18 protein-coding genes, 1 tRNA gene and 2 pseudogenes are annotated in these 17,582 nt (G+C 66.2%); 15 read left to right on the forward strand and 6 right to left on the reverse strand.

What is annotated here, in order from left to right:
• Nucleotides 1-6 precede the first annotated feature (6 nt).
• Nucleotides 7-85 (forward strand) — tRNA-Ile (locus ACUDCK_RS09175).
• Nucleotides 86-167: 82 nt separating this feature from the next.
• On the opposite strand, the gene ACUDCK_RS09180 is transcribed toward ACUDCK_RS09175, so the two are convergent.
• The gene (locus ACUDCK_RS09180; RefSeq protein WP_175167651.1) at nucleotides 168-1,010 is read right to left on the reverse strand and encodes a DUF2243 domain-containing protein; all 843 of its coding nucleotides are present in this window, start codon (nucleotides 1,008-1,010) and stop codon (nucleotides 168-170) included.
• A gap of 3 nt (nucleotides 1,011-1,013) precedes the next feature.
• Nucleotides 1,014-1,295 (reverse strand): hypothetical protein, encoded by a 282-nt coding sequence (locus ACUDCK_RS09185; protein WP_116793083.1) that lies wholly within the window; start codon nucleotides 1,293-1,295, stop codon nucleotides 1,014-1,016.
• A gap of 281 nt (nucleotides 1,296-1,576) precedes the next feature.
• Between ACUDCK_RS09185 and ACUDCK_RS09190 the strand changes: the two genes are divergently transcribed.
• The 3 genes from ACUDCK_RS09190 to ACUDCK_RS09200 all read left to right on the forward strand — a co-directional run bounded on the left by ACUDCK_RS09190 (nucleotide 1,577) and on the right by ACUDCK_RS09200 (nucleotide 4,325).
• The gene (locus tag ACUDCK_RS09190) at nucleotides 1,577-2,185 is read left to right on the forward strand and encodes a hypothetical protein (protein ID WP_054503909.1); all 609 of its coding nucleotides are present in this window, start codon (nucleotides 1,577-1,579) and stop codon (nucleotides 2,183-2,185) included.
• A 137-nt stretch (nucleotides 2,186-2,322) separates the two neighbouring features.
• Nucleotides 2,323-2,613 (forward strand): hypothetical protein, encoded by a 291-nt coding sequence (locus tag ACUDCK_RS09195; RefSeq protein WP_175167652.1) that lies wholly within the window; start codon nucleotides 2,323-2,325, stop codon nucleotides 2,611-2,613.
• A gap of 569 nt (nucleotides 2,614-3,182) precedes the next feature.
• A complete protein-coding gene (locus tag ACUDCK_RS09200) occupies nucleotides 3,183-4,325 on the forward strand; it encodes a glycosyltransferase family 4 protein (protein WP_144655236.1) in 1,143 nt (380 codons plus the stop codon).
• A 243-nt stretch (nucleotides 4,326-4,568) separates the two neighbouring features.
• Here ACUDCK_RS09200 and ACUDCK_RS09205 read toward each other — a convergent pair whose 3' ends face one another.
• Nucleotides 4,569-4,697 (reverse strand): hypothetical protein, encoded by a 129-nt coding sequence (locus tag ACUDCK_RS09205; RefSeq protein WP_269873711.1) that lies wholly within the window; start codon nucleotides 4,695-4,697, stop codon nucleotides 4,569-4,571.
• A gap of 15 nt (nucleotides 4,698-4,712) precedes the next feature.
• On the opposite strand from ACUDCK_RS09205, the pseudogene ACUDCK_RS09210 reads away from it, so the two are divergent.
• Nucleotides 4,713-5,003: pseudogene (locus ACUDCK_RS09210) on the forward strand (MFS transporter); the annotation flags it as partial.
• Nucleotides 5,004-5,016: 13 nt separating this feature from the next.
• Here ACUDCK_RS09210 and ACUDCK_RS09215 read toward each other — a convergent pair.
• Nucleotides 5,017-6,153 (reverse strand): acyltransferase family protein, encoded by a 1,137-nt coding sequence (locus tag ACUDCK_RS09215; protein ID WP_445659303.1) that lies wholly within the window; start codon nucleotides 6,151-6,153, stop codon nucleotides 5,017-5,019.
• A 509-nt stretch (nucleotides 6,154-6,662) separates the two neighbouring features.
• On the opposite strand from ACUDCK_RS09215, the gene ACUDCK_RS09220 reads away from it, so the two are divergent.
• The 10 genes and pseudogenes from ACUDCK_RS09220 to ACUDCK_RS09265 form a co-directional block, all read left to right on the forward strand.
• Nucleotides 6,663-6,893 carry a hypothetical protein gene (locus ACUDCK_RS09220; RefSeq protein ID WP_006393994.1) on the forward strand — a complete coding sequence of 77 codons (231 nt, stop codon included), beginning with the start codon at nucleotides 6,663-6,665 and terminating at the stop codon, nucleotides 6,891-6,893.
• Nucleotides 6,890-8,308, forward strand: a complete 1,419-nt coding sequence (locus ACUDCK_RS09225; protein ID WP_175167654.1) for a hypothetical protein — start codon at nucleotides 6,890-6,892, stop codon at nucleotides 8,306-8,308. Before ACUDCK_RS09220 ends, ACUDCK_RS09225 begins: the two co-directional genes overlap by 4 nt.
• Complete coding sequence (locus ACUDCK_RS09230) at nucleotides 8,305-8,907, forward strand: TadE/TadG family type IV pilus assembly protein (protein WP_175167655.1); 603 nt, start codon at nucleotides 8,305-8,307, stop codon at nucleotides 8,905-8,907. The genes ACUDCK_RS09225 and ACUDCK_RS09230 overlap by 4 nt, the downstream gene beginning before the upstream one ends.
• A gap of 110 nt (nucleotides 8,908-9,017) precedes the next feature.
• On the forward strand, nucleotides 9,018-9,677 hold the full coding sequence (locus ACUDCK_RS09235; RefSeq protein ID WP_244976912.1) for a hypothetical protein: 660 nt from the start codon (nucleotides 9,018-9,020) through the stop codon (nucleotides 9,675-9,677).
• Nucleotides 9,617-10,507, forward strand: a complete 891-nt coding sequence (gene cpaB / locus ACUDCK_RS09240; RefSeq protein WP_244976913.1) for a Flp pilus assembly protein CpaB — start codon at nucleotides 9,617-9,619, stop codon at nucleotides 10,505-10,507. Before ACUDCK_RS09235 ends, cpaB begins: the two co-directional genes overlap by 61 nt.
• Complete coding sequence (locus ACUDCK_RS09245; protein WP_054503902.1) at nucleotides 10,504-11,865, forward strand: type II and III secretion system protein family protein; 1,362 nt, start codon at nucleotides 10,504-10,506, stop codon at nucleotides 11,863-11,865. Before cpaB ends, ACUDCK_RS09245 begins: the two co-directional genes overlap by 4 nt.
• A 4-nt stretch (nucleotides 11,866-11,869) precedes the next feature.
• Nucleotides 11,870-13,531 (forward strand): ATPase, T2SS/T4P/T4SS family, encoded by a 1,662-nt coding sequence (locus ACUDCK_RS09250; protein ID WP_175167656.1) that lies wholly within the window; start codon nucleotides 11,870-11,872, stop codon nucleotides 13,529-13,531.
• Nucleotides 13,528-14,373 carry a type II secretion system F family protein gene (locus ACUDCK_RS09255; RefSeq protein ID WP_175167657.1) on the forward strand — a complete coding sequence of 282 codons (846 nt, stop codon included), beginning with the start codon at nucleotides 13,528-13,530 and terminating at the stop codon, nucleotides 14,371-14,373. Before ACUDCK_RS09250 ends, ACUDCK_RS09255 begins: the two co-directional genes overlap by 4 nt.
• 12 nt (nucleotides 14,374-14,385) lie before the next feature.
• Nucleotides 14,386-15,291 carry a type II secretion system F family protein gene (locus ACUDCK_RS09260; RefSeq protein WP_175167658.1) on the forward strand — a complete coding sequence of 302 codons (906 nt, stop codon included), beginning with the start codon at nucleotides 14,386-14,388 and terminating at the stop codon, nucleotides 15,289-15,291.
• 65 nt (nucleotides 15,292-15,356) lie between these two features.
• Nucleotides 15,357-15,521: pseudogene (locus ACUDCK_RS09265) on the forward strand (DUF192 domain-containing protein); the annotation flags it as partial.
• Between the two features lie 6 nt (nucleotides 15,522-15,527).
• Here ACUDCK_RS09265 and ACUDCK_RS09270 read toward each other — a convergent pair.
• Together ACUDCK_RS09270 and ACUDCK_RS09275 are read right to left on the reverse strand one after the other, a co-directional pair.
• A complete protein-coding gene (locus ACUDCK_RS09270) occupies nucleotides 15,528-16,331 on the reverse strand; it encodes a BPSS1780 family membrane protein (protein ID WP_064523254.1) in 804 nt (267 codons plus the stop codon).
• A gap of 65 nt (nucleotides 16,332-16,396) precedes the next feature.
• Nucleotides 16,397-17,365, reverse strand: a complete 969-nt coding sequence (locus tag ACUDCK_RS09275) for a homoserine kinase (protein WP_175167659.1) — start codon at nucleotides 17,363-17,365, stop codon at nucleotides 16,397-16,399.
• Nucleotides 17,366-17,582 lie beyond the last annotated feature (217 nt).

The following is a 17,582-nucleotide window of genomic DNA, read 5'->3' on the forward strand; positions in this document are numbered from 1 at the left end:
TTTCCTGGGCCTCTAGCTCATGCCTGGTTAGAGCAGCGGACTCATAATCCGTTGGTGCCGAGTTCGACTCTCGGGGGGCCTACCAAAGAAACATGCGGGTCTTGGAGCAATCCAAGACCCGTTGTCTTTTCCGCAATCCCGGGCCTTTTCCGCAAATCGACGCAAGGTCATGTCGGTTCCGTGAAAGCGGTTGACGGTCGGGTTGGCGCTTCCTGCGTTGACCGCACCCACGCGGCACAACCTGCCGGCGAGGCCGTGCCGCTGACGAAGAGCGCGCCGGAACGGTACAGCGCGAGGCCCTGGCGCATTGAAAGGCCCTTCATCACCCATACGCCGCCGGCCGTGTCAGCCCAGAGAATACGGGCCTGCGTACCGTTCAGGGCCAGCAATAGTCTGGCGGCTGACGCGTTCGGCATCAGTGCCACGACAGTTGTGTCGTTATCGCCACGTGGCGGAAACAGGTTCGCCGCCGCAGCCCCGACCAGTGCAACAAGCAGCAATCGTATCGACGCGTGTTGTCCGCGTTGCGGCGGGCTTCCCCCCGCAGAACGGCTGCGCCAGCCCAGGATAAACGGTATCAATCCGAACACCGCCAACCAGGTCAGGTCCCAGAACAGGGGCACATCCGAATCCATCCGAATTCGGTGAATGCCGGTGATCCAATGCGAGAACAGCGCGTCGACAATATGCCAGCCTCCGAAGCCCATCCAGAACGTCGGCCAGAGCGGCCGCATCGACGCCACTGGTGTGTTGGCGCGCGCATGATAGAGCGTCCACAAGCCGGCCGCGGCAATGACGTACATCAGAGCATGAAAGAACCCGTCGGCCGCAACCTGAACCCGTAGGTCCCCGAAGACTCCGGTACGGACAGCCGACAAAAGGTGGTGCCATTGCAATATCTGATGCAGCAGGATGCCGTCGAAGAAGCCGCCCATTGCAAAGCCGAGGAGGCCGCCCGCACGTCGCATTCGGCGGTCGGAAGTTGACAAAGTAGTGGCGGGAATAGGCATGTCCTACTCCGGGTTCTTTGGCCCTTGGCGTTTGGGCATCACGGCGGGCGTGTCATCGGCGGGTTTGAATACCCGGGCGCCCTCATCTGCGCGCGGGTTCGGCGATCCATCGAACTCGGTAGCCTTATGGCCATCGGGAGGGGTTTGCCGATCGCTTTCGGATTTGTTATTCGCTTTCTCCAATCCTCGTTGTACATCGGATGCAATATCGACTTGGTCTTCGTCGCTGGGTTCGGGGGCGGGTTGAACCGGCTTGCGCGGGTCGCGGTTGGGTGATTGGTCCATGGCTGTCTCCGTTGATAGCTCGTGGCATCATCGGCAAGCGGCATGCCCATCCGAATTCTGCCGGCGGCCATATGGCTTCTCCAGGAGTGCCAGTCCAGGGACCAGGGTGGGTTTGCACGTCCGGCTCTGTGGCCGCTGGACGGTTCCCATAATTAACACGTTCGCAATCCTGGCCCGATCGGCCGACTGATGTAGTGCGGTAGCCGTCAGCGGAAGGGGCTCGGCAGGAACGGAACTTGCTCCACAGGTGGTCCCAATGGACGTCACCCCGGGAGGGCAATATGGCGAAGAAAGCTGGCAACCTCGAGCAAATCCACGACCTTCTGTACCAAGCGCTTGAAACTGAACTGGGCGGAGAGCTTGTTTACAAGGCGGCGCTCGAATGTGCGGTCAACGACGACCTGCGCGAGGAGTGGCAGGGGTATTTAGACGAAACGAAGACGCACCAGCGCGTGTTGCTGACCGTATTCGAGGAGCTCAACCTTGACCCGAACGCGGCGGTGCCCAGCCGCGCTGTGGTCAAGCACCATGGCGAGAGCCTTGTTGTTGCGATCGAATTGGCGAAGTCGCAGGGAAATCCTGAGGCGGCTCAACTGGTGGCGGCGGAGTGCGTCGTGCTCGCCGAGACCAAGGACCACCAAAACTGGGAGCTGATTGGCCTGGTGGCGGAAAAGCTGTCCGGGCCGCAGGCGAAAGTGCTGCAGCGCGCCTATGACGCGGTGGAAAAAGATGAAGACCACCATCTCTATCACACGAAGGGGTGGGCCCGTGAGCTCTGGATTCAATCGCTCGGGTTCCCGGCGGTGCTGCCTCCTCCAGAGGAGGCCAGGAACGTGGAGACGGCGATAGGTGCGTCGAGAGCAGAGCAGGCGCGAGACAAGATGCTTTGACGTCCCGGGTGGCGCGTCCCGCGTCAGCGTGCTCGCAGGCGTGCGGGCGCCGCCGCGGGAAATCTCAAGGCTCCGTAGTGTATCGTCGGTTTTCAGGCGGTTGCGCCGAATCGTTCGTTCCGTTTCAAACGACATCCATGACCGCTAGCTCGTTCATCAAGCCCGGCAATCGTCTGACGATCCTCCTCGTTACGATTTTTGCCGCGGTGGCCCTCCTGCTGACGCGGGTTGACTGGCTGACGCTGGGGTTGGGACGGTATTTCCCGGCTTATTGGGCCGCCATGCTGCTCTGGCTGGCGTGCGTCGTGCTCGTCCTCCGGCGTCAGCGACGCTGGTGGGTGCTGGTGACCGCGCCCGTCGTGCTCTATCCGGCGGTCATGGTCGGGCACTTCCTGATTGAGTGTTCGCGCAAGGCTTGCATCTTCTGAACCGGGTTTCCGGTCCTGTCGGATGACCTGATCCAGCGCGTTCAGCGCGCCCGCCTGGTGCCGAAGGCTCGTGGCGCCCCTTTCCCTTTCCCGATTTCGCCTGCCCGACGGCTGGCGGGCGTTCTTGCGGCCGTCAGCGTCTGTCGGCCGATATTGGCGCGTGAGGCGAGCGTACTGTTGAAGCGGGGCTGGCGGTACAGCAGGATTGATTTATTTTGTTACATAAAAAGCAAAAATATTCACAATGGTTAAAAGTTCTCTCCAACTCTTGCCATACCCCGCGCCTATATTCCTGACTCGTAGCTAAATCTCACAAAAATGGCGTTTCAGTCGGTTTCAGCGATGCGATAGCCAGGCCCGCCAAGCATTAGAACCCATCTAGCCCAGTTCGCCGACAGATGTTTCCGCGCTCACGTCCATTGCCCTGCCGCTACGGCATTCGCCTTCGCGAAACGCTCGCTAACAACGCGCCGCTTGCCCGCAAGCATCCTCTCGCTAGCGCCCCCTCGGGCGCCCCGTCTAGTGAGCCCAATACGCACCGTTCGTGTTTTCCGCAGTTCTAGATTTTCATGCAAATCTTGCACACTCTCTCCAGCCCGAACCTGGGTGGACTGGAATTCCGTGTCCTGGATCAGGTGCGCTGGCTTCGCGAGCAGGGTCACGCCGTGGCGATTGCCGCCCCGCCTCAAAGCGAGACCTTAAAGCTTGCACGTAGTTGGGGCTTGGCGGCCATTGGCATGGATTTCACCTCACCGTATTCCTGGTCAGGCATGTTCAGGCTGCGGCAGATCGTGAAGGATCTGCGCATCCAGGTAATCGATGCGCATGGTACGTCCGACGCCAAGGCCAGCGCGCTGTGCCGCGATCTGTGTTCGCTGGTGCGGACCCGGCATTTCTCGCGGCCGCTGCGCACGTCCTGGCGACGCCGGCTGGAATGGCGCCTGGGTTGCCATCGCGTCATCACGACAAGCGAGGGAGGGGCGCGAGACATCGTCAAGGCGGGCTTTGCCGAACGGGATCGCATCAGTGTCGTTGGCGAGTGGGCCGACCAGGGTTTTTTCGTGACGGCAGACAAACTGGCGTTGCGCCATACTGTGCGCCAGGAGCTGGCTATCGATCCCGCCGCGTTCGTAGTGGCGACCATCGGCATGCTGCGCCCTGACAAGCGGCAGGAAGACTTGCTGCGCGTGGTGCATCTGCTGCGCCAGCGTGGTCTGCCTGCGCGCGCATTGGTGGTGGGCGCGCCGACCCGCGCCACGGCGGCGTATGGCCGTCAACTGCTCGACCTAGCCACGGAACTGGGTATCGGCGATCATGTGACGTTCGCAGGGCATCGTGAAGATATTCGCAACGTCATCCATGCAGCCGACGCGTTGCTGGTTCCATCGATCAACGAGGCCTGGTCGCGCGTGGTGCCGGAAGCCTATGCCTCCCGCTGCCCCGTGGTGGCGAGCGCGGTCGGCGGGTTGCCCGAGATCGTGCACCCCGGCAGCACCGGCTGGTTGGCGCCCGCGGGAGACGTTGCGGGTTTTGCGGATCACCTGGCGTGGATCTGGTCGCATCCCGGCGAAGCAGCCCGGATCGCCGAACAGGCGCGGACCTTTGCCGACCGGCACCTGATGCTGTCACAGAAAATGGCGGAGACCCTGAGCGCCTACGAGGCCGCGATGGCGCACGCCGGCGTGGTCAGGAGCATGAAGGCGACCGCCTAAGCGAGATATTCCAGCGGTGGCATATCACCGGTATTTGCCGCTCAGGGAAGGTAGCTGCAGCCTTGAGGGCCTGACGGATGATGCTGCCTGCCCTGGCAGGGCGCCTGCGCGATCTGTGCCGATGAATCTGCCTGACTCGTGGACCTCGGCGGCGACGCCTTCGATCAGGTCGTTTGTAGCCTATGCGGGTGAGGTCGTCGAACGGGCTGTCCGGATCCATCTGCATGACGAGGTCGTAGCCCGTCAGACCGGTGAGGTCCGCTGGCAAGGGCCGGATGTCGCAATCGGGAAACCATTCATGTAGGCGTAGCCGTGCACACCGTAGATGGTGACGCCGCGGCCGGCCTTGGGCAGGTTGTGGGCGAGCGTCATTTGGTACAGCGAGTCGCCATGCAGTTCGCGGCCATGAACAGCGTCACCCTCAAGGGCCTGAACGCACGCGACGCGGGCAGTGGCAATAGTCTGTTCTCGATGGTGCAGATGCTGGCCATCGGCTTGGGGGTGACCATTGGCGGGGGGCTGGTCGGCGTGTTCTCGGGCGCGGATGATGCCATGCTGGCCCGCGCGTTCACGCTGGCGTTCCTGTGTGTCGGCGCCATCACGCTATTGTCGGCTCTGGTGTTCCGGCGCCTGGACGCCGAGAGCCTGAATGGCTCGGGCCGGCGCGCGGCGGGCTAGCGCGTCATTCCGCTCATGGCGTTCTGGCTCCCGCGATCCAACGGCGCAGAGGCGTCGAGTAATAGCGCGCCACCAGCCCACCCAGCATCGCCGAGAGCAGGATCGCCAGCACGCTGGCGGCGGTCAGCGCGCCGGCGCGCCACCAGGTCGACACGACGCCTCCCGAGTTGCGGCAGGACGCCGCCGCCAGCAGCAGGACCGGGAACATGTGCGTCAGATAGATCTCGTAGCTGTTCTGGCCGGCCCATCGCAATGCGGCGAGAAGCGGGTTGGGACGCGTCGGGCGAGGGTTGCGGGTCCAGCCGATCAGCAGGCAGGCCACGCCGATTTCCAACGCGGTCACATTCAGGCCCAGCGCGGTGAGCCCCAGCATGCCGGTGGCCTTGCGCAGGAAGAAAACCAGCACGAACAGCGTGGCGCCGACCAGTAACAGCTTGCGGGCTAGTCGGCCGCGGGCGGCGGGCCGCGCGGCATACAGTGCGGCCAGGCAACCGATGGCAATGCCGTCCATGCCGGCCAGGTAGGCGTGGTCGGCCCAGATCGCGTTGCTGGTGAAGGCGACGCGGGCGAACGGCCCGAGCGCGACGAACAGCAGTAAGACCATGACCAGCGCGCGCTGGCCCGCCGCCAGCGACAGCAGGCAGATCGCGGGAAAGGCCAGGTAGAAGACTTCCTCGATGGACTGCGACCACAGCACGTTCCAGGCCGCCGGCAGGTAGCCTACCTGCGCCTCCAGCCAATTCAGGTGCAACGTCAGCGCGCTGATGATGGCGCGCGCCAGGCTGGTGTTCTCGATGACGAATCCCGGCATCTCGCTCGCATGCAGTATGGCCAGCAATGCCAGCAGCAACAGCAGGCAGGGATAGATGCGGGCGAAACGGCGGCGCAGGAACTCGCCCCAGCGGACGGCTTCGAGGCAGCCCCAGCGCTCGATGGCCGCGCCGGTGATGAGATAGCCCGAGATCACGAAGAAGATGATGACGCCGTAATAGCCGCTGCGATAGACGATATTGAAGAGGGCGGCGGGTAGCACCTTGCCCAGCAGGCTTTGTTCCTGCGGGATGTGGATCTGCACGTGCAGCAGCACGACGCTCAGGATCGAGATGCCCCGCAGGGCATCGATGGCGGGATTGCGGGAGGCGCCCCGCACGGGGCGCTCGGCCCTGGGCGGCGGGGCGAAAGCAGGCATCGATCAGTCTGGATACGGAAAGACGCCATGCTAGCCAGCGCACTGTGAGGGGATTGGGCGACTGTGTATAGATTTTGTAATGGCGGGGAAGCAATCTCCGCGATGCGCCGCAGCCCGCCAATGGAAGAGCGCCCCAGCTCGAGATGAGTCTGGGGCGCTCCTGCCCGGCTTCGCACGCGATGGGTGTCAGACAGCCCGGCAAGTCCAATCTACTGCCGCTCCAGAGGGGCGGCAATAGGGAAAACCCGATATAAATTAGAGGGTTACAACATTTTCTCCGCGCCATTCGCGAGAGAGAGACACGGCAATGACCGTTGCCTGGCGGATCGTCAAGGACTTGGGACGAATTCATCCAGCTCGGCATTCGCGAATTGTTGCGCTTTCCCCATCCACCGACACTGGATCCCTCAATTCATCGCGAGCGGAGATCGACAGTGTGGGGATACCTGAAGCGTCAAGCCGGACAAGGCATGACGGAGTACATCGTGGTCGTGGCCCTGGTGGCGGTTGCGGCGATCGCCGTCTACCAGTCGCTTGGCCAGGTGGTGCGGTCGCAGACGGCGGCCATGGCGCGGGAGCTGGCGGGCGAGGACGGCAGCGCGCAGTCGAACGCCGCGAGACTGGCGGTGCAAAAGGCGGCGGGCCAGACCAAGGCGCGTTCGCTCAAGTCCTTCACGGGCAATGCGGCGGCGGATCAATGACGGGCCTGGCGACGCGCGCGGCGCCGCGCACCGTTCAACGAGGCCAGGCGTTGATGCTGGGCGTGATGCTCGTGGCCACGGTCTCGGCGGCGCTGGTCATGCTGTATACGCTGGGGCGCACCGTCGAGGCGCGGGCGCACTTGATCCACGCCGCGGATGCCGCGGCCTACAGCGGCGCGCTGGAGCAGGCCCGTCAGATGAATTTCCTGGCTTATGCGAATCGCACGCAGATCGCCCATCAGATCGCGATGGCGCATCTGGTCACGCTGGGGGCGTCGCTGTCGTTCGCGCATACGCTTGCCGACCAACGCGGGCGTAACAATCCGCCCGCGCGCCTGCTGTCCACGCTGTTCGGTCGTGATATCGGACTGGCTTATGGCGCGGCACGCGCCGCACCCGGCGCGCAGGCGGCGTTGATGCGCGCCTATGCCGAGCATGACCGTGTCGTGCATCAGGTGCTCGAGGCGGGGGCCGCTTCGGCGGTGGCGGAGTTGCCTGCTGCGCGCGATCGCCTCATGCGGGCTGTGCTGCGCGAAAACTATTCGGCGGCAGGCGCGGCGCCGCCGATAGGATCGGCGCGGGCCGCGGCCGACATGCCGACGATCCGCCTGTTGAGCGATGGCTGGCCGCAATTTCTCCAGCGTCGCGCGGCGTTGCCCGGTAGCGCCCTGCGTTCGGCCGTCGAGCAGGCCGTTGGGCGTTACGGCTTTCTCGCGGGCCGTGATGCGACGCGCGTCAGTTCCGCGACCGTGAATGCGCAGTGTCCGCTGGCGCGGCATCAACTGCGTCGCCGTGGCGCCACCTGGCTCGGTGCGGACGGGCGCTGGGGCGCGGTGGATACGCAGTCGTTCCATTCCCAGCGCTTCAACCGTTGGGCGGGGTGTTACTACCGCGAATATGCGATGGGCTGGGGCGTGGTGTCGGCGCCCGGATCCACGGGCCCGGATGGGCTGGAGTATGTCGAGAATCCGCCTGACAATTTCACATCCCAGGACTTCTGGCACTGGGTGAGGGGGGCCACCACCTGGGACGTCCGTGGCGGCACAGGTAATCCTCTGGCCAATTCCCGTGCCATCGCGCAACTGCGGCCTTGGCCCGGATCGGGTTTGCCTGGTTATTACGAGGTGGCGAGCGCGCGAGGCGCTGAGCCCCTGCGATTTGCCGTGGCGGTCAGCGCGGCGCGCGGTGGGCTCGGGCATGTGGACTTCGCAGCGCCTGTGCGCAGGCCTCGCGGCGCGAGCGCCGGTCCGGGTGCGTGGTTGAGGGTCACCAGTGCTGCCGAGACCTACTTCGCGCGACCCGAGCCGCATCCCGGCGATCCCGAGGAACCGCCGACGCTGTTTCTCCCGTATTGGCAGGCCCGGCTGGCTTCGGTGACGGCTGAAGAGGCCCTGCGGGCCCGGGAGGCGCCATGAAACCTCTTCCAGTATGGCAAAGCGGCCAGGCGCTGGTCGAGGCGTTGGTTTTGCTGCCCGTGTTGATCCTCTCCTTCATGGCGGTGGCGTGGCTGGGGCAGTTGCTGTTCACCGCGCAGCAGGTTGGCGTCGCAAGCCGCTCGACCGCGATGGTCGCCGCCGTGGGCGGGATTGTTCCCGCGCAATCTGGATCGTTCGTTCTGGCCGGGCCGTCGGTCGATGCAGGGGATCCGCGATTGGCGCCTTTGCTGGCTGAGTGGGTGGGTGCCGAGGCCCGCTCGGTGTCGGTTACGGCACACGCCGACGTGGCGGGCGTGGGACCTTGGCGCGCGCTGCGTATCGAGCGGCGCATCCGTGTCGCAGCAGGCGCCGGCAACGCGGACGGCGACGACGATTTGCGTCGCCGTATCGGCGCGGCGGCGATTTCCTGGGCGCAGGCTGCGGAGCGCTCCCGGTCGCTGGCCCACGAGATCAGCGATCAGTTGATGATCGCGGATGGCCCCTGGCAGCGGCCGGCGCTTTCCCTGGATTGGCTGTCTTCCTGGGTCGACGTGGTGCCTGCGGAAGGATTGGCAGGAAGCGCGAGGGCGCCCCGATGAGTGCGCGACCATTCCCCGGCGGGCATTGGCATGGCCCTTCAGGCCGCGGGCGGTCGCGCGGCGCGCACCGGCGCTCTACGCCGTGCGTACGGGGCGCCTCGATATTGATCATGTGGGTGGCGCTGGCGTGGCCGGTGGCCTTCGCCGGAGCCGCTACGCAGGCCGGCCTCGCGTCATCGAACCCGGCATCTTTGGCCGGATTGCGCTTCCCTCCGGGTTCTCGGGTCGAACCCCTGGCGGATCGCATGTGGCTGAATGGCGCGCCGATGCAGGCATTGGTATTCGATGCGCCCGTCGATGTGCCGGAATTGATCAAAGTCTTGTCGCGCCAGCAACCCGCATTCAGCGATCTCCAGATACGGCAGGGACAGGCGATCCTGTCCGGCTGGGTCGGCGGCGCCTTTTGGGTGGCGCAATTGGGCAGCCCTGAGGGCGGTCGCAGCATCGGAAGCGTTTCGTCGATCACTCCGGTGGCGGCCGTCGTCACTGACGTGCCCGACTGGCTGCCGGCCGATGCGCAGCCGATGCTGGATTTCACCGTGCGGCAAGGGCGGGGGACTGTCGTTGAGTCGATATGGCGCCATTTTCTTGCGCCGTCGCGTCTGGCGCCGGTGTTGCGGCAGGGATTGCTGCGCGCGGGTTGGCAGGAGCTCGATAGGGGTTGGGCCGTCGCCTGGCAATCATGGCAGCAGCGCGGCGAGCGCTTGCAATGGATGTTGACACCGCTGGATGGCGGCAGTGGTTTGTGGATACGGCGGTGGACGCCATGACCCGCCGAGTCGTGCCTGGTGCGCGCCAGATAGCCATCTTCGCGCTGGCGTTGGCGGCCGGCCTGTTGTCCGCCTGGGCAGTGCGTGAACATGTGCGCCAGCGTGTCGAAGACCTGGAAGCAGCGGGACGTGTTCCGCTGGTCAGTCGCCTGGTCGCCGCGCACGATCTGGCAGCCGGCACGGTGCTGGAGGAGCGGCATCTCGCTGTGCGTGACATTCCGGGGCAGTGGGCGCCGGCGAGCAGCCTCGAGCCTGGCGCCATCGACAGCGTGCTGGGCATGCGGCTGGCGGGAGCGCTCACTGGCGGCGAACTGGTGCTCAATGGCTGCCTCGCCGCTGCGGATTCCCTGGTCAAGCCATCGTTGGCGTCGCGGCTCGAGGCGGGCCAGCGCGCCTTCGTGGCGCAGGCCGCCGATCTCGGAAGCCTGGCCGCGACGTTGCGGGCCGGAGACGCCATCGATGTATATCTGACGCTGCCGCGCCGCGGCCCGGGCGCGGTCGTGCCCGTGTTGCGAGGCGTGCGGGTGCTGGCCGCGACCGATGCCTCCGCGGTCGATGCAAACCCTCCGATCACGTTGGCGGCATCGGCGGATCAGATCGCCAGCTACCTCATGGCCAGACAGGCTGGCACGTTGACCGCCGTGTTGCGGAACGCGGCCGATGCCGTGGCCAGCGAGGCCATGCCGCCATCTGAATTGATGTCGCTGCTGGATGGCGGTCGCAAGTCCCGGCCGGCGCCGCGGGTGGTCATCCTGTATGGCGATCGCCTGGGCGAAGGGGCGGATGCAGCGATCGTCTCGTCAACGGACCTTGAATCGGAATTTCCATGAACGTCGGAATGATCGCGGCGCTGTCCGCAGTGTGCCTGTGGACAGTCGTATTTCCCGCATGGTCCGCCGGGCAGGCGCTCGACATGCAAGTCGGGGAAAGCCGCGTGTTGGCGGCGCCCGGCGTGACCCAGGTGGCCATCGGCAATGGCGAGGTGCTCAGCGCCGTCGCCACCGCGGGTCGCGAGGTTGTGGTTTTCGCACGCGCCGAAGGTATGTCGTCGGTCCAGGTGTGGGCCGACGGCGGCGTCAAGACCTACGCGGTCGAAGTGGTGCCGGCGGGGGCTCCGCGGTTGCGGGCGGAAATCGAATCCCTGTTGTCGCGCATTCCCAGGGCCCGCAGTTCGGTGGTGGGCGGACGCATCGTGATCGAGGGGGATGACCTGTCCGATGACGACCGTGACCGTATCGCCGCGTTGGCGCAGCGCTATCCCGAGGTCGTCGATTTCACGGGCCAGGTGGGGTGGGACAGCATGGTGCTGCTGGACGTGCAGGTAGTGGAGATCCCCTCGTCGAGGTTGCGCGAGCTCGGGGTCCGCTGGGACGGCACGACGCAGGGTGGCCTGAACGCCGCGCTGGCATGGGATGCCGGGTCGCTTGGCCGCATGGCGCGGCCCGGCGAGCAGGTGGTCCAAGCGCCGGCGCCGCTGTCATCCGCCGCAGGCTATTTCGGCGTCAATGCGCTGTTGTCGGCCCGTATTGCCGCGCTGGCCCAGAGCGGCGAGGCCGTCATGCTGGCGCAGCCGCAACTGTTGGCTCGCAGCGGCGCCAGCGCAACGTTCCTGGCGGGTGGCGAGGTGCCTTATGTCTCGACCGACTCGCGCGGCAATCCGACGACGCTGTTCAAACCCTACGGCGTATCTTTGCGGATCACGCCGCGCATCGATCGCAATGGCGTCATTCGCTCGCTGATCGAGGTCGAGGCCAGTTCCGTCGACATGGCGCTGACCGCCGCGGGCGGGCCGGCGCTGCGGACACGCCGGGCTTCCACCGAATTCAACGTGCGCTCCGGCGACACGCTGGTCATCGGCGGCTTCCTGTCGCGCGAGCGCGCTGACGATGCCAGTGGCATTCCCGGCTTGAGAGACATCCCGATTCTGGGCGCGCTGTTCTCGTCGCGGCGTTATCAACTGCGCGAGACCGAGCTGGCGATTTTTGTAACCCCGCGGATCGTGTCGCGCGACGAGCCCGCCATGGCGGATCGGGTGCGGCGTGCGCACGCGCTGGTTGACGCCGCATTTCCGCAACCGTCACGGTTGGGAACCGCGTCGCGCGCGACCGCGGGCTGGAACACCCGCGCCGGGGCGGGGTCGCAGTGGGACGATGACGAGCCGAAGCCCGCGCCGGCCAACCAGGAGTAGCACCATGCTTGAAATCCAGATGACTGTTGATGACGCGGCCACGCGACGAATCGTGGCTGCGGCGCCCGTGCTGATCGGCCGCGGCGTCCACTGCGACCTGCGCATTGCCAATTGGCGCGTAGGCCGCCAGCATGCGCGGCTGCGGCGCGAAGCGTCGGTGGTCGTGCTCGAGGATCTCGGTGCGCTTGGCGGCACCTTCGTCAACGGCCTGCGCGTGGCGAGCCATGTGCCTGTGGGGGCGGGCGACGAGATCCTGATCGGTCCCTGCCGCTTGAAGGTGGCGCCCGTCACGCACGACGACGAGCGCAGCGCGGCAGTGCCTGCGGCGTCACCTCCGCCGTCACCCCCCGTGCGGGAGGCAGCAGCGATACGCCTGCTTGTCCCGTCGTCGCCCTCCCTGCAATGGCGCCGCCGGCTGCACGCCGCGCTGCTGGGCGCGCTGGACCTTCGCCGGCGCGATGTGGCGGGTATGAGCGACGCCTCGCTGCGCGCCGAAGCCACGCGCCTGTTGACGTTGATCGTGGCCGAGGATGCCGGATTGCCGCTGGCCATCGACCGGGAGGCCCTGTGCCGCGAGGTACTGGACGAAGCGGTCGGGCTGGGGCCGTTGGAACCATTGTTGGCGGCGCCGGATGTCACCGAGATCATGGTCAATCGTCATGACGAAATCTACGTCGAGCGCGATGGCCGGCTGTGGCGCCATGCCGCAGCCTTCACCAGCGAACAGTCGGTGCGCCGGGTCATCGAGCGCATCGTTACTCCGTTGGGGCGCCGCATCGACGAAAGCTCGCCCATGGTGGACGCGCGGTTGCCCGACGGATCCCGGGTGCACGCCATCATTCCCCCGGTTGCATTGAAAGGCGCGAGCCTGACCATCCGCAAATTCCCGAAGCGCCGGCCGGAGATGGCGGACCTGTTGGCGGCTGGCACGCTCAGCGAGGCCATGGCGCAATTCCTTACCGGATGCGTACGCCTGCGCAAGAACCTGCTGGTCTCAGGCGGAACGGGAGCGGGCAAGACGACGCTGCTGAACGTTCTGTCCAACGAAATCCCGGAAGGCGAGCGCATCGTCACCATCGAGGACGCGGCGGAACTACGGTTGAGCCATGAACATCTGGTGTCGCTCGAGGCCAGGCCATCCAATCAGGAGGGGCGCGGGCGCATAGATATCCGCGAACTGGTGCGCAATGCGCTGCGCATGCGGCCGGACAGGATCGTGGTCGGGGAGTGCCGCGGCGCCGAGGCCTTCGACATGTTGACGGCCATGAATAGCGGGCACGAAGGCTCCTTGACCACTTTGCACGCCAATTCCACCAGGGATGCGCTGGCTCGCCTGGAGTCGATGGTGCTGATGGCAGGGCTGGATCTGCCACTGGCCGTCGTGCGTGAGCACATCGCGGCCAGCATCGACATCATCGTGCAGCAGGCGCGATTGTCCGACGGGCGGCGCGTGGTGGTGTCCGTCGCCGAAGTCACCGGTATGGAGAGCGGGCGCATCCAGTTGCAGGAACTGTTCCGGCATGAGCGTCATGGCGGGTTCGCCGGATGCGGGGTCGTGCCCAGCTTCGCGCAGGCATGGCAGGAGGCGGGCCACGGCCTGGATGTTTCCTGGTTCGCCGTTGACGGGGGGGCCGCGGACGCCGTTTGCGCGGCGCGTTCGTCGTGATCTGGCTCGCCGCTCTGGCGGCGACGGTGTGCGGCACGGCATTGGCCTGGAGCTTGCAGTGCTGGCTCGCACCGGTATTGCGGCGCTGGCGCGAGCATTACACGCACGAGGCGCAAGGGCGCCTCGGCGAGTTGTTCCTGTTTGTCGACCCGGCATGGCTATGGACGGGCGCGATGGCACTGTCGGTCCTCGTGGCGGCGGTGGCCTTCATGGTCACCTCCAGCGCCGGCGGCACGTTATTGGCGGCAGCTTTGGTCCTGCGGGCGCCGCGCGTGTTGATGGACGCCTGGCGACGACGGCGTATCCGGCGCTTCGAACAGCAACTGCCGATGGCCTTGCTGATGCTGGCCTCGGCCCTGCGCGCCGGCATCGCCTTGACGCCCGCGTTGCGGCAGGTGGTGGCTCAAGGCGATGCGCCGCTGGCGCAGGAGTTTGCGCTGGTGCTGCGCGAGCAGCGGCTGGGCGTGCCTTGGGACGAGGCGCTGGCGCATCTGAACACGCGGATGGCGGCTGATTCGACCACACTCGTGGTGGTGGCAATGCGTGTCGCCGCGCAATCCGGCGGCGACCTGGCCGAGGCGCTCGACGGTATCGCGCAGGCGGTGCGGGCGGGATTGCAGTGGCAAGCGAAAGTGCGGGCCCTGACTTCGCAGGGCCGCATGCAGGCCTGGATCGTCGGCGGTTTGCCGGTGTTGCTGCTCGCGGTGCTGGACCGCTTGGAGCCGGACAGCATGGCGTTGCTCTGGCATACGAGGCAAGGCTGGATGGTGCTCGCCCTGCTGGCGACGCTGGAAGCCGCGGGCGTCCTGCTGATCCGGCGGATCGTTCGGATCGATTTTTAAGAGAGGGTAGTGATGTGGCGATATCTGGACATGGTTGCCCTGGCGCTGGGCGGGGCGCTATGCGCGTGGCGGGTTTTGCGCTCCAGCGGACGCGGCATGCCGGCCGTCGCCAATTTGCCGGAGTGGTGGCGTCTGGCCTGGCCCGGGCTCGCGTGGACGGCGCCAGCGGTGGGGCGGTTTTGTCCGCGAACCTGGCGGACACGCCTGGCCGCGATGGCCGCCCGGGCGGGGCTGCCTGCGACCGTGCACGGCGAGCACATCATGGCGCTGAGTCTGGCGGCCGCAATGGCGGGGACCGCGTTCGCGGGCCTGGCGATGTTGGCGTTGCGAGGCAGTGGCATGTTGGCCGGAGCGCCGCCGAGGGATGCATTGGCCATTGGCTACTACATCGCGGGGGCCGTCGCTGGCGCGCTCATGGCGGGCGTGCAGCCGGCAATATGGCTCCGAGGCCGGATACGGGAACGCCAGCGCCGGATCGAACAGGGTTTGCCGTTCGTCCTCGAACTGATGGTCTTGTGCGTCGAGGCCGGCCTGAGCATGCATGGCGCCTTGCAAATGGCCGCCACGAACGGTCCCCGCGGCCCGTTGCGCGACGTCCTGGGCGAGGCGCTGGCGGACATGCGCGCCGGCGTGTCCCGGGCCGCCGCGCTGCAGGCCATGGCGGATCGCTGCGGCATTCCGCTGGTACGCCAGTGGACCGCGGCCCTGGCCCAGGCGGATGCACTCGGTATCAGCCTGGGGCCGGTATTGCGGGCGCAGAGCAGGCAATGCCGCAGCGAGCGCCAGTGGCGCGCCGAGCAACTGGCGCTGCAGGCGCCGGTGAAGATGCTTTTGCCGTTGATAGGCTGCATCTTTCCGTGCACGTTCATCGTGCTGGCGTTTCCCATCGCCGCGCGATTGCTGCAGGGGACCTGGTGAGCGCCCGCCTGCCGTGGCCCCGGGCACGGTTGCGGCTGCTGCGGGTCGGGAGCTGGCCAGGCCGGATGCGCGGATTGCTGGGGCGCCGGCCCCCGGGGCCGCGTTCAGGCCTGTTGCTGGCGCCTTGCCGGGCGGTGCATACCTTTGGCATGCGCCATCCCATCGACGTGGTGTTCGTGGCGCGCGATCGGCGGGTGGTGAAGGTGTGCAGGGCGCTGGCGCCCTGCCGGGTGGCGTTATGCCTGGGCGCCGTGGCCGTTGTCGAGATTCGGGCTGGGACTGTTGATGCCGAACACGGAGGTATACGACGGGTAGAAGCTGCAATAGAACACGCCTGCCGCGGCGATCGTGAACGGAATCTGCAGCGTGCTGGCCAATTGTGGCGACAGGCCGAGGGCGACCAGCAGCCCGGAGCACAGGTCCAGGAACAGGGCGATCAGGACCCAGGTGGCGGCATAAACCAGGAAGGCCCACTTGTTGCGCCAGCAGGCGATGCCGGAAAAGAACAGCGCCTGCGTCAGTCGCAAGCCGTGCCAGGCGACCAGTACCGGCGCATACCAGAAAAGCGCCGCGATCACGATGTAGAGAATCGTGAAAATGATGAGCGGGGCGCGCAAGGCCATCAGGACGGGTTCCATGCTGTTTTCGATGGACGCGATGCGCATGCCTTCCGAAAAGGCGGCCGAGAACGGCAGGAAGGTGGCGAGCCCGGCCGCCAGGCTGACGGCCGCGTACAGCAGGCCCATCAGGAACAGCTTGCGGAACACTCCCGGCTGCTTGAGCGGCTTGGCCCACATCGAGGGCAGCATGACGCGGTCTGCCTCGACGTGTTTGCAGGCCGCCAGGCTCATCAGCGTGACCGACGGCATGAGGGCAATGAACAGGATCGGACCGACGATCTGCGCCGCGAAGGCAAAAATGACCAGGAGACTGTTGACCAGCGCCCAGGTGTACATGGCCAGGGGTTGCTTGCGGAACAGACGGAAGCCGTCTCGAACCCATTGCCAGCCGGAAGACGCGGGTAGGAATGCTGCTTGCATGGCTCTCTTGGGAAGTGATCTCTCAATAAGGGACGTGCTACCCCCAATTATGGGGGGCATAACGATTACGGCAATACCGGCAGGCCGGGGCGGTGGCGCGCTTGCAACACTCTTTCGAAATGGCGGGGGTCGTGCGGCTTGAGCGTCTGGGCCGGGCGCGGCAGGAAAAAGTCGTACAGGCGCGACAGCCAGAAGCGCAGGGCGGCGCCACGCAGCATCAGCGGCCATGCCTGGCGCTCGGCGTCCGTGAACGGGCGCACGCTGGCATAGGCATCGAGCCAGGATTCGACCAGTTCGGGGATAAATTCACCCGTGTCGCGTTCGATGCACCAGTCGTTCACCCCGACCGCGACGTCGAATAGCCAGGTGTCGCAGCCGGCGAAGTAGAAGTCGATGATGCCGCCCATGAGCGGATCCTCGAAGGTGCCGGCAAACAGCACGTTGTCGCGGAATAGGTCGCAGTGCGCGGGACCGGCGGGCAGTGCCTGCCACGCGGGACTGGCGGCCGCGGCCTGTTGCGCGGCCAGCTCGGACTGCAGCAACTGCGCCTGGCCGGCTTCGAGGAATGGCAGAACCTTGGGTGCCGTCTCGGTCCACCAGGACAGGCCGCGCAGGTTGGGCTGCTGGATCGGGAAGTCCCGCGCCGCCAGGTGGGCACGGGCCAGGGTGGCCCCGGCCAGGGCGCAATGGGCGACGCCCGGGGCGGGTTCGTAGCCGCCGGGCAGGCGTGTGACGATCGTGCAGGGCTTGCCGTGCAGCGTGGTCAGGCGGGTGCCGTTGCGCAGCGTCTGCGGCTGCGGCACCGGAATGCCGCGGCTGGCCAGGTGGTACATCAGTTCGATATAGAACGGCAACTGGGCGTGCGTCAGCACTTCGAACAGCGTCAGCACGTACTCGCCACGGCTGGTGTACAGGAAGTAATTGGTGTTCTCGATACCCGCCGTGATCCCCCGCAGCGAGACGAACTCACCCAGGTCGAAATGCCCCAGCAGGGCGCGTGCGTCGTCATCGGATACGGGGGTGAATACGGCCATTGATCTACGAGAAGAGGGGAGTTGGCGGACGTGTGCCACGGGCGCGGGCGCTCGCTTGCGCGCGGCGGCGGCGCAATTTTAGACCACATGGCCCGCGGGGGCGGCGCTATCGTCGGCCAGCTTGCCGGGCAGAATCCCGCCAAGCACCGTAAAATACCGCATCCCCTTGTTTTGACGAGTGATTCTTGGACTCCCCCGACTGGCGGCTTTGCGTCGC

The sequence above is a fragment of the Achromobacter sp. CF-sbj1-Ac2-l genome (genome assembly GCF_052698165.1).

Coding starts and splice junctions, on each gene's coding strand:
- ACUDCK_RS09190 (WP_054503909.1), top strand. CDS start 1,577: ATGGCGAAGAAAGCTGGCAACCTCGAGCAAATCCACGACCTTCTGTAC.
- ACUDCK_RS09185 (WP_116793083.1), bottom strand. CDS start 1,295: ATGGACCAATCACCCAACCGCGACCCGCGCAAGCCGGTTCAACCCGCC.
- ACUDCK_RS09200 (WP_144655236.1), top strand. CDS start 3,183: ATGCAAATCTTGCACACTCTCTCCAGCCCGAACCTGGGTGGACTGGAA.
- ACUDCK_RS09250 (WP_175167656.1), top strand. CDS start 11,870: ATGCTTGAAATCCAGATGACTGTTGATGACGCGGCCACGCGACGAATC.
- ACUDCK_RS09235 (WP_244976912.1), top strand. CDS start 9,018: ATGTGGGTGGCGCTGGCGTGGCCGGTGGCCTTCGCCGGAGCCGCTACG.
- cpaB (WP_244976913.1), top strand. CDS start 9,617: ATGGATGTTGACACCGCTGGATGGCGGCAGTGGTTTGTGGATACGGCG.
- ACUDCK_RS09260 (WP_175167658.1), top strand. CDS start 14,386: ATGTGGCGATATCTGGACATGGTTGCCCTGGCGCTGGGCGGGGCGCTA.
- ACUDCK_RS09275 (WP_175167659.1), bottom strand. CDS start 17,365: ATGGCCGTATTCACCCCCGTATCCGATGACGACGCACGCGCCCTGCTG.
- ACUDCK_RS09195 (WP_175167652.1), top strand. CDS start 2,323: ATGACCGCTAGCTCGTTCATCAAGCCCGGCAATCGTCTGACGATCCTC.
- ACUDCK_RS09180 (WP_175167651.1), bottom strand. CDS start 1,010: ATGCCTATTCCCGCCACTACTTTGTCAACTTCCGACCGCCGAATGCGA.
- ACUDCK_RS09230 (WP_175167655.1), top strand. CDS start 8,305: ATGAAACCTCTTCCAGTATGGCAAAGCGGCCAGGCGCTGGTCGAGGCG.
- ACUDCK_RS09225 (WP_175167654.1), top strand. CDS start 6,890: ATGACGGGCCTGGCGACGCGCGCGGCGCCGCGCACCGTTCAACGAGGC.
- ACUDCK_RS09245 (WP_054503902.1), top strand. CDS start 10,504: ATGAACGTCGGAATGATCGCGGCGCTGTCCGCAGTGTGCCTGTGGACA.
- ACUDCK_RS09205 (WP_269873711.1), bottom strand. CDS start 4,697: ATGACGCTCGCCCACAACCTGCCCAAGGCCGGCCGCGGCGTCACCATC.
- ACUDCK_RS09270 (WP_064523254.1), bottom strand. CDS start 16,331: ATGCAAGCAGCATTCCTACCCGCGTCTTCCGGCTGGCAATGGGTTCGA.
- ACUDCK_RS09220 (WP_006393994.1), top strand. CDS start 6,663: ATGACGGAGTACATCGTGGTCGTGGCCCTGGTGGCGGTTGCGGCGATC.